Source organism: Kribbella sp. NPDC049584, assembly GCF_040675555.1.
Lineage (GTDB): Bacteria > Actinomycetota > Actinomycetes > Propionibacteriales > Kribbellaceae > Kribbella.
The window spans coordinates 1-13,669 of the sequence record NZ_JBFAPF010000012.1; the positions used below are offsets into that span (position 1 = coordinate 1).

The 13,669-nt window shown below is 68.4% G+C and carries 15 protein-coding genes; 7 read left to right on the top strand and 8 right to left on the bottom strand.

Annotation, left to right across the window (positions count from 1 at the left end; genetic code table 11):
• Window positions 1-99 (top strand): integrase core domain-containing protein (locus AB0J62_RS32515; protein ID WP_363874709.1); only part of this gene is annotated, 99 nt, incomplete at its 5' end.
• Here AB0J62_RS32515 and AB0J62_RS32520 read toward each other — a convergent pair.
• Window positions 96-1,049, bottom strand: coding sequence for a helix-turn-helix domain-containing protein (locus AB0J62_RS32520; protein ID WP_363879272.1), 954 nt, complete (start codon window positions 1,047-1,049; stop codon window positions 96-98). The two genes, AB0J62_RS32515 and AB0J62_RS32520, sit on opposite strands and share 4 nt — an antisense overlap.
• Before the next feature lie 82 nt (window positions 1,050-1,131).
• Here AB0J62_RS32520 and AB0J62_RS32525 point away from each other — a divergent pair, with 82 nt between their 5' ends.
• Window positions 1,132-1,395, top strand: coding sequence for a hypothetical protein (locus AB0J62_RS32525; protein WP_363879280.1), 264 nt, complete (start codon window positions 1,132-1,134; stop codon window positions 1,393-1,395).
• On the opposite strand, the gene AB0J62_RS32530 is transcribed toward AB0J62_RS32525, so the two are convergent.
• Complete coding sequence (locus AB0J62_RS32530) at window positions 1,383-2,561, bottom strand: DUF418 domain-containing protein (RefSeq protein WP_363879283.1); 1,179 nt, start codon at window positions 2,559-2,561, stop codon at window positions 1,383-1,385. The two genes, AB0J62_RS32525 and AB0J62_RS32530, sit on opposite strands and share 13 nt — an antisense overlap.
• Before the next feature lie 93 nt (window positions 2,562-2,654).
• Here AB0J62_RS32530 and AB0J62_RS32535 point away from each other — a divergent pair, with 93 nt between their 5' ends.
• The gene (locus AB0J62_RS32535; protein WP_363879286.1) at window positions 2,655-3,479 is read left to right on the top strand and encodes a class I SAM-dependent methyltransferase; all 825 of its coding nucleotides are present in this window, start codon (window positions 2,655-2,657) and stop codon (window positions 3,477-3,479) included.
• A 6-nt stretch (window positions 3,480-3,485) separates the two neighbouring features.
• Here AB0J62_RS32535 and AB0J62_RS32540 read toward each other — a convergent pair whose 3' ends face one another.
• Window positions 3,486-3,626, bottom strand: a complete 141-nt coding sequence (locus AB0J62_RS32540; protein ID WP_166679560.1) for a hypothetical protein — start codon at window positions 3,624-3,626, stop codon at window positions 3,486-3,488.
• 81 nt (window positions 3,627-3,707) lie between these two features.
• Complete coding sequence (locus AB0J62_RS32545; protein WP_363879290.1) at window positions 3,708-4,244, bottom strand: CbrC family protein; 537 nt, start codon at window positions 4,242-4,244, stop codon at window positions 3,708-3,710.
• A 75-nt stretch (window positions 4,245-4,319) separates the two neighbouring features.
• On the opposite strand from AB0J62_RS32545, the gene AB0J62_RS32550 reads away from it, so the two are divergent.
• The gene (locus AB0J62_RS32550) at window positions 4,320-5,177 is read left to right on the top strand and encodes a DNA-formamidopyrimidine glycosylase family protein (RefSeq protein WP_363879293.1); all 858 of its coding nucleotides are present in this window, start codon (window positions 4,320-4,322) and stop codon (window positions 5,175-5,177) included.
• A gap of 40 nt (window positions 5,178-5,217) precedes the next feature.
• On the opposite strand, the gene AB0J62_RS32555 is transcribed toward AB0J62_RS32550, so the two are convergent.
• Window positions 5,218-6,054, bottom strand: a complete 837-nt coding sequence (locus AB0J62_RS32555; protein ID WP_363879296.1) for a hypothetical protein — start codon at window positions 6,052-6,054, stop codon at window positions 5,218-5,220.
• 124 nt (window positions 6,055-6,178) lie between these two features.
• Between AB0J62_RS32555 and AB0J62_RS32560 the strand changes: the two genes are divergently transcribed.
• Entirely contained in the window at window positions 6,179-6,502 is a 324-nt protein-coding gene (locus tag AB0J62_RS32560) for a rhodanese-like domain-containing protein (protein WP_130445605.1), read from the top strand.
• Between the two features lie 33 nt (window positions 6,503-6,535).
• Here the strand turns inward: AB0J62_RS32560 and AB0J62_RS32565 are convergent, their stop codons facing one another.
• The 3 genes from AB0J62_RS32565 to AB0J62_RS32575 are packed head-to-tail and all read right to left on the bottom strand — an operon-like array spanning window position 6,536 to window position 9,406.
• On the bottom strand, window positions 6,536-7,687 hold the full coding sequence (locus AB0J62_RS32565) for a histidine kinase (RefSeq protein ID WP_363879300.1): 1,152 nt from the start codon (window positions 7,685-7,687) through the stop codon (window positions 6,536-6,538).
• 5 nt (window positions 7,688-7,692) lie between these two features.
• Entirely contained in the window at window positions 7,693-8,850 is a 1,158-nt protein-coding gene (locus tag AB0J62_RS32570; protein WP_363879303.1) for a hypothetical protein, read from the bottom strand.
• Window positions 8,851-8,863: 13 nt separating this feature from the next.
• Window positions 8,864-9,406 (bottom strand): hypothetical protein, encoded by a 543-nt coding sequence (locus tag AB0J62_RS32575; protein ID WP_363879306.1) that lies wholly within the window; start codon window positions 9,404-9,406, stop codon window positions 8,864-8,866.
• 155 nt (window positions 9,407-9,561) lie between these two features.
• Between AB0J62_RS32575 and AB0J62_RS32580 the strand changes: the two genes are divergently transcribed.
• Window positions 9,562-10,221, top strand: a complete 660-nt coding sequence (locus tag AB0J62_RS32580) for a response regulator transcription factor (protein ID WP_363879309.1) — start codon at window positions 9,562-9,564, stop codon at window positions 10,219-10,221.
• Between the two features lie 78 nt (window positions 10,222-10,299).
• Complete coding sequence (locus tag AB0J62_RS32585) at window positions 10,300-13,665, top strand: phosphodiester glycosidase family protein (RefSeq protein ID WP_363879312.1); 3,366 nt, start codon at window positions 10,300-10,302, stop codon at window positions 13,663-13,665.
• Window positions 13,666-13,669 lie beyond the last annotated feature (4 nt).

Sequence of the window (13,669 nt, forward strand, 5' to 3'; positions counted from 1 at the left end):
GCATGGCTGCACCACTACAACCACCACCGACCCCACACCGCGATCGGCAAAGTCCCACCCATCACCCGCTTAACTAACCTGCCTGGTCAGTACAGTTAGCTGGCGGTCTGGAAGGTGCGGCGGTAGTCCTGGGGTGGGACGCCTACCACTCTGCGGAAGTGATGCCGTAGGAGCGCCGCCGTCCCGAACCCGGACTCGGACGCGATCTGCTCGATGCCCATCCGGGTCTGTTCGAGCAGCGTGCGGGCGCGCAGCACGCGCTGGGTGGTGACCCATTTCAACGGCGTCGTACCCGTCTCGGCGACGAAGCGCCGGGCGAAGGTGCGCTCGGACATCTGCGCGCGCCGGGCCAGCGCGGGCACGGTGTGATCGGTGGTGAGGTTGTCGATCATCCAGTCGAGCACCGGCTGCAGGCTCTCCCCGGACGACTCCGGCACCGGTACGTCGACGTACTGCCGCTGGCCGCCGTCGCGCTGCGGCGGGACGACCATCCGGCGGGCGATGCGGGTCGCGACCGCACTGCCGAGTTCGCGGCGGACCAGGTGCAGGCAGGCGTCGATGCCGGCTGCCGTGCCGGCGCTGGTGATGATGTTGCCGTCGTCGACGAACAGCACGTCCGGGTCGACCTTCGCGGTCGGGAACTGCCGCTGGAAACTCTCGGTGTACCGCCAATGCGTCGTGCACGGCCGCCCGTCGAGCAGTCCGGCCGCGCCGAGGACGTACACCCCGGAGCACACGGTCAGCAGGATCGCCCCACGGGCCTCGGCCCGGCGGAGTGCCTCCAGGACCCGCTCGTCGTACTCGTGCCGCCAGGTGGTCGCCGGGATGCCGATCAGATCCGCATCCTCGAGCTCCTCCAGCCCGTACGGCGCGATCACCTGCGAGTAGGTGCTTGTGTCCATCGGCTGGCCCGGGGTGGTCGAGCACACCTTGAAGTCGAACGGTGGCACACCGTCGCCGGTGCGGTCGATCCCGAACACCTCCGCAAGCACGCCGAACTCGAACAGCGCGACGTCCTCCATGAGCACCACGGCGACTTTTTGCAGCATGAGGCCAGTATGGCAGGAATTTGTCGAACTATGTCAATAGTGCCACTGGTGGCAGGATCTCTATGGTAGAATCATTACTGCCATGACCGGATACGTAGTTTTCGTAGTACTCGTGCTGGCTGTGATCGCAGCTCTGGAGATCAGCAACAGGCGCCACGCGACCGGTCCGGCGGCCGGCCCGAAGGGTGCCTGGATCGCCGAAGACCGCGACGTGGCCCGGACCAAGCTCGACCTGCTGGCGCTCGGCGCAGCGGCCAAGCCCTTTGCCCACAAGCCCGCATCGACCACCGGGACCGTGCACACGATCCGCACCGCCCGGCTGCACCACGGCCGTCACGCGGCCTGATCGATTCTTCGCCAACTGGGGGCGGTCGCGTTCGTGACCGCCCTCAGTGCTCCTTCGACGGGGCCGTAGCGGAAGTTGTTCAGCCACATGTGGCTGAGGATCACCTGCAGGACGAAGATCCCGACCGCGAAGCCCATCGTCTCCAGTGGCGACACTTGACCCACCAGGCCGAACCCGACGCCGGTGAAGAGCAACGACGTCGCCACTGATTGCCCCAGGTAGTTAGACAACGCCATCCGGCCGGCCGGTGCCAGCAGGCGGCGGATGTCTTCGCCGCGATCGGTATGCATGAACCGCAGCAGCGACGCGGCGTACGCGGCCGACAGGAACGGCGCGGTGAGCACGCTGATCAGTACGCCGCGGGTGTCGCTGTTGCCCCCGAGCGACGCGTAGTACACGCCGCCGGTGATGCCGACCGTGAAGCCGACCAGCTGGATCAGTCGCAGTACGGCCTCGTTGCCGTTGAGGTTCTTGAGCATGCGGCGCCGTCCGACCACCATGCCGACCAGGAACGCAGCCAGTGTCGTCGGGCCTTGCACAGTCAGCAGAGACAGCCCGTACGTCGGCAGTGCGCGCACGTGCTCGCCGATGACATCGCTGAACGAGCCGGCCAGGTTGGCAGTCGTCTGCTGCGCGGCGGTGACCGCAGTACTCGGGTCGAGGATCGCTGAGGTGTCTAGGAACACCGCTGCGGCCGCCAGCGTGACGAAGAGGTACGCGTAGATCGCGCCGGCGACTATGAGCGCCGTACGGTCCTTCACTCGACGCATGCCCAGCAGGACGAGGCCGATGATCGCGTAGACGCTGAGGATGTCGCCGGTGATCAGGAAGACGCCGTGCAATACGCCGATCACGAACAGCCCGCCGAGCCGCCGCAGCATCCGCGGCCTGAAGGCTGCGCCCGCCCGCTGCGCCGCCTCCATCTGCAACTGGAAGCTGTAGCCGAACAGGAACGAGAACAGCAGGTAGAACTTCATGTCGACGAAGGCCGTCGAGAGCCAGCGCACCGACTGGTCGAGCCAGGAGTTGTACGCCGGGTCTTCCGCAACGTGGATCGGGAACCCGGAGGCGGCGAAGGTGATGTTGACGACCAAGATGCCCAGGAGGGCGAAACCACGCAGCGCGTCGATGTCCTGAATGCGCGTCCGATTCAGTACCTGGCTCATGCCGTCCAGCACATCAGCCCGGCACCCGGCGCGCAGTCGCGCTGAATCCTCTTCGAGGGTGGAGTTATCTCTACCCCGAATACCCTCGGACCCGTGACTGACTATCGGGACGTCAACCGGGCCAACTGGGACGAGCGGGTGCCGGCGCATGTAGCGTCGCCCGGCTACCACGTGGAGCAGTTCCTCGCCGACCCGTCGTACCTGAGTGAGGTCGTCCGGTTCGACCGGCCGCGACTCGGCGACGTCAGCGGGCTGCGCGGCGTACACCTGCAGTGCCACATCGGCACGGACACGGTGTCGTTGGCGCGGCTGGGTGCGCGGATGAGCGGGCTGGACTTCTCACAACCGGCTGTCGACCAGGCTCAGTCGATGGCGGAGCGGCTCGGGTTGACGATGGACTTCCACGTGGCCGATGTGTACGACGCGGTGGAGGTGCTCGGCGCGGCGGCGTACGACTTCGTCTACACCGGGATCGGGGCGTTGTGCTGGCTGCCCGACATCCAGCGGTGGGCGCAGGTCGTCGCCGGGTTGCTGAAGCCTGGCGGACGGCTGTTCATCCGCGAGGGGCATCCGATGCTGTGGGCGCTGAGCGCCGGCCCGGAGGTCCCCGAGCTGCGCTTCCCGTACTTCGAGACCGCGGAGGCGATCGTGTGGGACGAGGGCGGGACCTACGTCGAGACCGAGGTCCAGTTCAGCACCACTGTGACGCACGAGTGGAACCACGGGCTCGCCGAGACCATCACCGCCGTACAGCAGGCCGGACTGGTGTTCGACTCACTGACCGAACACGACAGCGCACCCTGGAACGGCCTCCCCGGTCTCATGACCGAGGACGGCGACGGTGAGTGGCGCCTGACGGACAACCCGCACCATCTGGCCGCCACCTACACCCTCCAGGCGCACAAACCCGCCCAGTAGGCCGACTCAGCCGGCCCGGCGCTGCTGGACCTTCTGGAACGCCTGCTTGATCTTCTGCTGGTTCTCCGGCTTGCTCAGCTCCCGCTGCGCAACCTGCACCAACTTGGCGACCACAGCGCCCTTCACCAACGTCTTAACAAACCCCATCAGGGCCTCCCAAACTCTGTTGCCCCCGACGCTACCGTCCGCCACAACCCCCTTCCATGGGTAATCCTCCGGAACTGTCCCTCAGGACATGTCCGAATACGCCAGGTGAGTCCCGCAGTGCAGACACCGGAACAGATAGCCGGTGGCCTCGCCGTCGGCGTCCAGGTGCTGAACGTACGACTCGCACTGCTCCGGCGACCAACCGAACTCCTCGTTCTCGCGCAGCAGCATCTCCAGTGCGTCGGGAAAGCCCCGCAAGTCGGCGTACCCAGCCCTCCCGAGGAATGCGGCTGCATCTCCGCAGTGGTAGAGCCAGTGCTCCTGCTGCCATCCGCTGAACCCGGGCGTTCGCGTCGTCAGTTCGGTGATCACGGACTGTGGTGTGTCGACCGGAGCGTCGAAGGCATCGGTGAACTGCGCCTCGAACTGGGCTGCAGCGGAGCCGTCGGCGATGCACCAGGGGCATAGCTCGTCGACGATCTCGTCCACCGCGAATACCGGACCTGTGTACACGTAGCCGCGGGCCTGCTCGCAGCGAAGGCAAGCCTCGTCACTGAGCTTGACCTCGCCTGTCGTGAGTGGATCGGGGTGGTAGCGAAACGCAGGTAGCTCGGTCACGAGCTGACCCTGAGGTATTCCGGCGGATCTGGCAAGGAACGGGAAAGTGTCGGTGTCGTCAGGCACACTAGGGGCGTGCCTGAGTTGCCGGAGGTGGAGTCGCTGGTCGCGTTTTTGCGGGAGCGGGCGGTTGGGCATGCGTTCGTGCGGGCTGACATCACGGCTATCAGTGCGCTGAAGACGTATGACCCGCCGGTGTCTGCGATGGTCGGGTTGTTGATCGACGACGTGCAGCGGCACGGGAAGTTCCTGGATATCTCCGCGCAGGGCGTGCACCTGGTGATCCACCTGGCTCGCGCGGGCTGGCTGCGGTGGAAAGAGGAGCAGAACACCGGGCTGGTCCGGCCGGGCAAGGGGCCGATCGCGCTCCGGACCGTGCTGGACGACGGCTCAGGGTTCGACCTGACCGAGGCCGGGACCCAGAAGAAGCTCGCGGTGTACGTCGTGCGCGACGTCAACGAGGTCCCCGGGATCACGCGGCTCGGGCCGGATCCGTTCACGCTGTCGCTCGACGACTTCAGTGACATCCTCAAGCGCCAGGGCCGGGTCCAGCTCAAGGGCGTCCTGCGCAACCAGTCCGTGATCGCCGGCATCGGCAACGCCTACTCCGACGAGATCCTGCACGTCGCGAAGATGAGCCCGTTCAAACCCGCCTCGAACCTGTCGGAGGACGAGCTCAAGACGCTGTACGAGGCGATGCGCGAGACCCTGCAGGACGCGGTCAGCCGCTCCGCGGGCCTCGCCGTCCAGGACCTGAAGTCGGAGAAGAAGTCCGGCCTGCGCGTCCACGGCCGCAAGGGCGAGAAGTGCCCGATCTGCGGCGACATCGTCCGCGAGGTCAGCTTCGCCGACTCCTCCCTGCAGTACTGCGCAACCTGCCAGACCGGCGGCAAGCCCCTGGCCGACCGCCGCTTGAGCAAACTGCTCAAGTAGAGCTGGCGGAAGCGCTCAAGTAGTCAGCTGGCCGAAGCGATCACAGGGCCACGACGTACGGCGAAGAGGCCGACCGGCGGCCTGCCTCCAAGCGGACCTTCAGCTCGTGCCGGCCGGAGGGGCCGGCGATGCGGGTTGCCCATCCGACGGAGCGGCCCGGCTCGAGCCCGTCGAAGGTCCATGCGTGCTCCGTCGCAGACCATTCCGATGGCAATGGCAGCTCGACCTCACCGCGCGCCGGCGTACGGCCGAAGTTCGTCACGACCACGGTGACCCCATCGCGGCCCGGGTGGATCCAGGCCAGCACCGTGCCGACCTGCGCGACGAGCACCCGCCGTACGCCGGTTGGGATCGCCAGCGGCATGACCCGAAGCGCAGGCATCGGGAAGGGGCCGATCGTCGTGCGGGTGAGTTGCTGGCCGGTCACGGCGTACCGCCGGCCGGCCAGCCGGATGTGGTGCTGGCTGTCCAGCTCGACCATCCCGACGAACCGTACGGCGACATCCATGGCGCGCCGCGCGACCAGATGAGCCTTCGCGCCAGTCGGAGTGAGGTCCCAGACGCCGTCCGCATTGGCGGTGACCGTGTCCGGCGGAACGATCCGCAGCTTGCCCTGCAGGGCGACGCGGACGACAGGTGACTCGCCTGAGTCAGGCAGTCGCACGACCAGGTCGTCACCGTCCTGACGCCAGGTCAACGCCCGACCGGTGTGGTCCTCGACGACGTGCCGCGGGGTCGTCGCGAGACCAGGGAGGCGTACTTCGTGGTCGGGTGGACGGCGGGCGATCCGGAGCAGCAGGAGCTCACGACTCCGCAGGATTGCCTCACCCCAGGGTTGCGGTTCGAACTCTCCCGGGATCCCCTGAATCAGCGCCACCGCAACCTCCTTCGAGCCACGGTCCGAAATCCGCCGCCCGGTGTCAATAGCTTTCCGGACTCCGGGCAACCGCCTCCCGGAACCGGCCACGTGCGGGTACCACCGGTCTGCCATGCTTAGGGGTATGTTCCGGAACCAGGAGATCCCCGCGGTGGTCGTCGCCGAGCTCGACGACGAGCTGCTCGCCGAGGCGTTCGTGCTCGACGTGCGTGAGCCGGACGAGTGGGATCGCGGGCACATCGAGGGCGCCGTGCACATCCCGCTGGGCCAGCTGCAGGACCGGGTCGGCGAGGTGCCGCTCGACCAGAAGGTGCTCTGCGTCTGCGCCGTCGGCGGCCGTTCCGGCATGGCCACCCAGTTCCTGAACCAGCTCGGCCGTGAGGCGATCAACCTCGACGGCGGCATGCACGCCTGGCAGACTTCCGGCCGTCCCGTCAGCACCAACTGACGTTCAATAGGAGCTGAAGCCGCAGCGGCTGGCTCAGCTGCGCCGGCCGACTCCCGCCCGCCAGGTACGTCGGCGGTCGCTGCCAGGCATCGTCGCCTCGACCAGCCAGCCGCCGGCGACCGGTCCGGCGACCAGCTGACCACCGAGCTCCTGCACGCGTTCCCGTAGCCCCGCCAGCCCGCGCCCGGTCCCGGACAGCAGCGGTTGCCGCTGGACTGCGTTCCCGTTCTCCACGCGAACGGTGAGATCCCGGCCGGCGCCGTTCACCACAACGCGAACCGCAGCACCCGGCGCGTACCGCAGTGCGTTCGTCAGACTCTCCTGCACGACGCGGAATGCCGCATGCGCAACCGGCGCCGACACCCCGTCGCGCGAACCCTCGAACCGGCACGAGACGTCCAGTCCGCTCCGCGCTGCCCGCGTGACGATCTCCTCGATCAGCGACAGATCCGGCCCGCCGACCTCGACCCCACCGAGCAGCTCGACCAGCCGTCGCAGGTCCTCGTGCCCCTGGCGCGCCGACTCCGCCAGCCCGGCGAACACCTGCGACGTACCGACCGGATCCCGATCCACCAGCCGCTGTCCGGCCGCCGCCTGGATCACCATCACGCTGATCGCGTGACCGACGATGTCGTGCAGCTCGGAGGCGATCCGCGCCCGCTCGTGCCGTACGGCGAGCTCGGCGAACAGCTCCCGCTCCTCCTCGAGCTCACGCCCGCGCAGCGCGAGCGCCTCGGCCGACTCGCGGTGCAACCGCAGTACCGTGCCGGCCAGGAAACTCGGCACGCTGAACATGATCAACGGCACCTCGATGTCGCCGCCGAGCACGTACCAGAGAACGGCCAGGTACGCCGCCAGCACGGCCGCGACCACCCACGACGCCCGCCCGGACCAGCCGAGCGCCGCCACCAGCGTGAGGAGCGCGAGGATCGCGAACGTGGTGTCCGGGAACCAGCCGTACGCGTTGAGTGCGACCGGCACCAGCAGCAGCGCACCACCTGCCACGGCGACCAGCCGCGGATGACTTCGCCACCACATCAACATCAGCCCACCCGCCAGCAGACCTGCGGTGAACAGGTTCCCGCCGACCGACGTGGGCCAGCCGTGGATCGCAGTCGGCACGGCGATGACCGCGGCGACCAGCACCACGATCCCCACCTGCTCGAGCCTGCGTCCGGCGTTCATGTCACTCAGCCGACCACCGGCAGTTGGGCGACCGCGCCCGCCCGCCCCTTGGTGACCTTCACGTCGACCGAACCGCCGAGCAACTTCGCCCGCTCCTTGGCCCGGGCAACCGCCGCCTTCAGATCGGCCGCCTCGCCCACCTGTCCGTTCACGCGGATCTCGAGCGCATCGTCTTCGAACCGCACCGATACCACGATCGGCGCATCGGCCTGATCGGCCAGTGCGGTCACAAGGTGCTCGACGATCCGGTACGCCGAAAGCTCAACGGTTGCAGGCAATGCGCGCGGGTCGCCGGTCACGACCAGCTGCGAGTGCGCCGTACGAAGCCGTGCGAGCAACGTGTCGAGATGAGCCACCGTCGGCGTCGGCGCGAACGCGACATCATCGCCGCGCAGCAGCCCGACGATCTCCCGCATGTCGTCCAGCGTCTGCCGGCTGTCCGACTCGATCGACTCGAGCACCGCCCTCGCCTCCGCGGGCGGCAACCCGTCCGCTGACTCGGCCGCGGTGGTCAGGTCGGCCAGCCGTTCCTGCAGCAGCCCGTCGAGCTGCTGCGAGAGTCGTGCCCGGTCGTCCGCGACGTCGAGCGCCGCCCGTTCGTCGCGCAGTTGCCGCAACTCCGCCTCGCGGTTCGCGAGCTCCTGGTTCAGCGCCGTACGACGACGGGCCGCCACCCCGACGCCGAACACGATGCAGACGATCGGCAGCGCGAGGATGATCGCGCCCGGGCCGGTGGTCGCGTCGATGACCAGCACGAGAACGGTCAGTACGACGCTGAGCCCGCACACGATCCACGCGGTCGCCCGCTTGGCCGCCTGCGCCCCGAGGAACGCGATCACGAATGCGAGCGGGAGACCCGCACCGCAGCGGGTCACCCACCCGAACAGAAGGTCGTGCGCGGCCATCGCCAGGACGGAGACCGTGGCGACGGCGAGGATGCCTCGCCGCCACCACAGCACCGGAATCGTCGCCGCCGCGAAGACCGGGATCATCCAGAACGAATGCGAGCTCTGGGCGTGCACCATCGATCCCTCCGCGATGGCGTTGCGCACCTGGGCGTCGGATATCTGGACGTCCTCCACCATCAGCAGGACGCCGAGCAGGGTGAGACCGCCCGCGATCCCCCAATCGCGGACCTTGACCCCTCTGAAGACCTCACCCATGACCGGCTCCTACTCAAGCGGCCGTGTGCTCGTGGACCGTCGCCACCGCGGCGGACTGCTTGGTGACTCGATTCTGCACGAGTACGCCGATCCCGTAGAAGAGCGCGATCCCCGGCAGTGCGATGACCAGTGCGCTCGCCACTGTGTCGATCGACGCGTCCCGCCACAGCATCACGAGCTCGAGCACGACAATGCCCCCGAGACCGATCAGCTGGTTCAGCCACGAGCCGGCGAAGCGCGCAACGGCGTACGCGAGCGCGAAGCCCAGCGGGATGACGACGCCGCAGCGGGTCACCCAGCCGAACGCGACCACGTGGGCCAGCGTGGCGACGGCGGTGACGCCGACCACCGCGAGGATGTTGCGCCGGCGCCACAGGATCGGCAGCGTCACCAGCAGGAAGACCGGCAGCATCGCCCACGTGGTCGTCGACAACGGATGCGGCAGGTCGGCGTCGGTGGCCGTGATGTTCTCGACCATCAGCACCACACCCGCAGCGGTCATGAGGCCGGCCAGCACGTAGTCGAGGGGCCTGATCCCCTTCAAGATCTCGTTCATCGGTTCGTCCCTTCGTCCCCGGGTCTTGTGACCCCATGCAGCGAAGGTAGATTTCGGCGCGTGTCGTCCACGTCTGGCGCAAGAACGATCCTGCCGGGGCGGTGTCGTCCGCGGGGATGACGGCGTAGCCCCCACGGATGACGCACAATCACCGTGTGTCCGAGAAGATCCGTGTGCTGGTCGCCGACGATCAGACCCTGGTGCGTACCGGGTTCCGGGTGATCCTGGAGGCCGAGGGCGATATCGAGGTCGTCGCCGAGGCCGACACGGGTACTGCGGCCATCCGGCAGGCTCAGCTCGTCGCGCCGGACGTGATCCTGATGGACATCCGAATGCCCGAGCTCGACGGGCTGTCGGCGACCGAGGAGATCCGCCGGCAGCCGGACCCGCCGACGATCATCGTGCTCACGACGTTCGACCAGAACGAGTACGTCTACCGTGCGCTCCGGGCCGGGGCGGCCGGGTTCCTGCTCAAGGATTCACCGTCGACCCGGCTGATCGCGGCCGTCCGCGCGGCGGCGACCGGCGACTCACTGATCGAGCCCGCGATCACCCGGCGGCTGGTCGAGCGCTTCGTCGAACCGGTCGTCGCCCAGGGACTGCCGCCCGAGCTCGCCACGCTGACCGACCGTGAGCTCGACGTACTGCGGTTGATCGCGCGCGGGCTGTCCAACGCCGAGATCGCGGCGGAGCTCGTGGTGGCCGAGACGACCGTGAAGACGCACGTCGCCCGGCTGCTCACCAAGCTCGGGGTCCGCGACCGGGTCCAGGCTGTCGTGGTGGCGTACGAGACCGGATTCGCCAACCGCCACTGAACAATCGGTGAAGGACCTTCCGAATCCGTCGTTGAGAAGTTAGTTTGTCACAGCTGTCCGTCCGTTGGGGAGGCTCCTGTGACGCTCGTCCGTGCTCTGACCGCAGCCGTAGGCGTTGGCGGCCTACTCGCCGGCGTACTCGTCAATCCAGCCCTCGGGCAGACCGCCGAAGGCATCCCGGACGCCGCGATCGCCGAGGACGGCGTACTCACGTCGCGGGTGGACAGCCCGGTCGCGCCGGGCGTGAACTACACGTCGTTCGAGCGCCTCGACCCGAAGGGCTGGCAGCGCGGCGACATCCTCGACACCGACCTGGACAAGCACGGCGTGACCGTCGACCTGGTCAACAACGGCGGCAAGGTGTCGGGTGGCCAGCCGCTCAGTCAACAGCTCGCCCGCAAGGGCGCGATCGCCGGTGTGAACGGCGACTTCTTCGACATCAACGACACCACCGCGCCGCTCGGTGTCGGCGTGGAATCCGGAAAGCTGACCAACGCGCCGGCCGCCGGCCACAACGACACCGCTGTGATCGGCAAGGACGGGCTCGGCAAGATCGCCGAACTGTTCCTGCAGGGCACCGTGACCGACGGCGCCACCAAGCTCGAGCTGACCAACTTGAACTCGCCGGCCGTCAACACCGGCGGCATCGGCCTCTACACCCCGGAGTGGGGCGACGCGGCCCGTACCCGGACCGTGGACGGCCTGCCGACCGTCCGCGAGGTGATCCTTCGCGACGGTGTGGTCGTCTCGTCGGCAACCACTCCGGCAACCACCCCGTTGGCCGCCGGCGAGCAGGCGCTGATCGGTCGCGAGGCCGGCGCCGACGCACTGACCGCGCTGCAGGTCGGCGACCACGTCGACGTCGCGTACGGCCTGCGTCCCGACGCCGCCGATGTCGCGGCCGCGGTCAGCGGCAACTACCAGCTCGCGAAGGACGGCAAGGTCCCCGACGACGTACCCGATGCGGATCTCGCGCCGCGGACCGCGATCGGGTTCGACGCTGACGGAGGCCGGATGATCCTGCTGACCGTCGACGGCCGGGCGACCGGATCGCGCGGGCTGTCGCTGAAGGAGATGGGCCGGCTGATGATCAGCCTCGGCGCTGACGACGCGCTGAACCTCGACGGCGGCGGCTCGTCCACGATGCTGGCCCGTACGCCGGGCAAGGCCGCGCCGGACGTGGTCAACGACCCGTCCGACGGCAGCGAGCGGCTGATCCCGAACGGTCTCGGACTGCTGCCGGTCAAGGGTTCCGGGAAGCTGAAGGGCTTCCGGGTCGAGTCCGTCGGCACCTCCCAGGAAGGCCCCGACGCCGACATCTCGCGCAGCTCCCGCGTCCTCACCGGACTCAGCCGGGTCCTGAGCGCCACCGGGTACGACGAGACCTACGCGCCCGCCTCCGGTACGCCGTCGTGGCACGCGGGCAGCAACGTCCGGGTCGACCAGCAGGGCGTCGTCACCGGCCGACGCGCGGGCGACGTGATCGTGACCGCGACCCGCGGCGCGGCGAACGGAAGGTTCCCGATGACAGTCCTCGGTACGCCGACCCGCCTCGCCCCCTCGACCCGCCAGGTGTCGCTCGCCGACTCCACCGCCAAGGGCTTCTTCGAGGTCGACGGGTACGACGCCGACGGATTCTCGACCTGGATCGAACCGCGGGACGTCAAGCTCAGCTACGATCCGGCCGCCGTGAAGGTGGTTGCCGCGCGCAACGGTTTCGAAGTGAACGCGCTGACCGACGATGCGGTCTCGACCGTCATCACCGCGAAGGTCGGTGCCCTCAGCACCCAGTTGAGCGTGACGTCGGGTCTGACCAGCACTGTGGTCGACAAGCTCGACGATCTGACCAAGTGGGCGGCGAACGCCGTACCGGTTGGTGCGGCGACGGCATCGCGCTCCGCTGCGGAAGGACATGACGGCGGGCAGGCGATCGCGCTCGACTATTCGTTGACGGGCAGCACGGCCACGCGGGCGGCGTACCTCTCGCAGACTCCGCAGCAGACGCTGCCTGGTCAGCCGCAGAAGCTGGGCGCCTGGATCTACGGTGACGGCAAGGGCGCGTGGCTGCGGGCCAACGCGTATGACGCGGCCGGCGGTACGGCGCAGACGCTCAACCTTGCGGCCACCGTCGACTGGACCGGCTGGAAGTACGTCGAGGCGGACATCCCGCCCGGGCTGACGTACCCGCTGCGGTTCTGGCGGATCTACGTCGTGGAGACCTCGCCGACGCGGCAGTACTCGGGCCGGATCATCATCGACGACCTGACCGTGCGGAGCGCGCCGCCGGTGACGATGACGCCGCCGGCGAAGGTGATCGACCCGATGGTCGTCACCGACGGGACGGTGACCGGCAACGGCCGCTGGCGGTTCGCGGTGATGTCCGACGCCCAGTTCACCTCCGACGACCCGAACTCGGACTACGTGAAGCAGGCCCGGCGGACGATCCGCGAGGCGCTCGCGCAGAACCCCGACTTCCTGGTGATCAACGGCGACTTCGTCGACCGCGCGTTCGGGCCGGACATTGCGCTCGCCAAACAGATCATCGACGAAGAGGTGGCCGGCAAGGTTCCGGTCCACTACGTGCCCGGCAACCACGAGACCTACGGACCGGGCGACCTGTCCGAGTGGAAGAAGGTCTTCGGAGCGGCGACGAGCACGTTCGACCACAAGGGCACGCGGTTCATCCTGCGTGACTCGTCGCTCGGCTCGCTGCGGGCCGGCGGATTCGACCAGATCCTCGACCTGCGCAAACAGCTCGACTCGGCAGCGACCGATCGGTCGATCAAGAACGTCGTGGTGATGGCACATCACCCGATCGACGACCCGTCGCCGACACAGAACTCCCAGCTCGGCGACCGCAAGGAAGCCGCCATGATCGTCCAGTGGCTGGCCGACTTCCGCGCTTCGACGGGCAAGGGTGCCGCGTACATGGCCGGCCACGCAGGCACGTTCGCCGCGACGCGGACCGACGGTGTGCTGCTGCCGCTGACGGGCAACTCGGGCAAGAGCCCGGCCGCTGCGCCGGACGCGGGCGGCTTCACCGGCTGGGCGCTGGTCGGGATCGACCCGCACGTCGCGGCAGCACCGGCCGGCGAGCGGAACTGGTCGGCGCCCGAGCGGTCCTGGTTCCAGGTGGAGATGCGGCCGCACGTCGACTCGCTCGAGCTGGCTGCACCTACGTCACTTCGCCGCGGGCAGTCCGCGTTGGCGACCGCCACTGTGGTCCAGGAGGACCGGAGGGTCCCGGTCAGCTTCCCGGTCTCCGCGGACTGGTGGGGCTCGACCTTGCTGTACATCGGTCCGGCGAAGACCGCTCCGTTCTGGGCAGTCGCGTCGTACGACCCGGCAACTGGCCAGCTGACCGCTCTGCACCCGGGCACCGCGCAGCTGGGTGTGACGGTGGACGGTGTCTCCAAGAGCACGACGCTGCGAGTGGATTGGTAGCGTC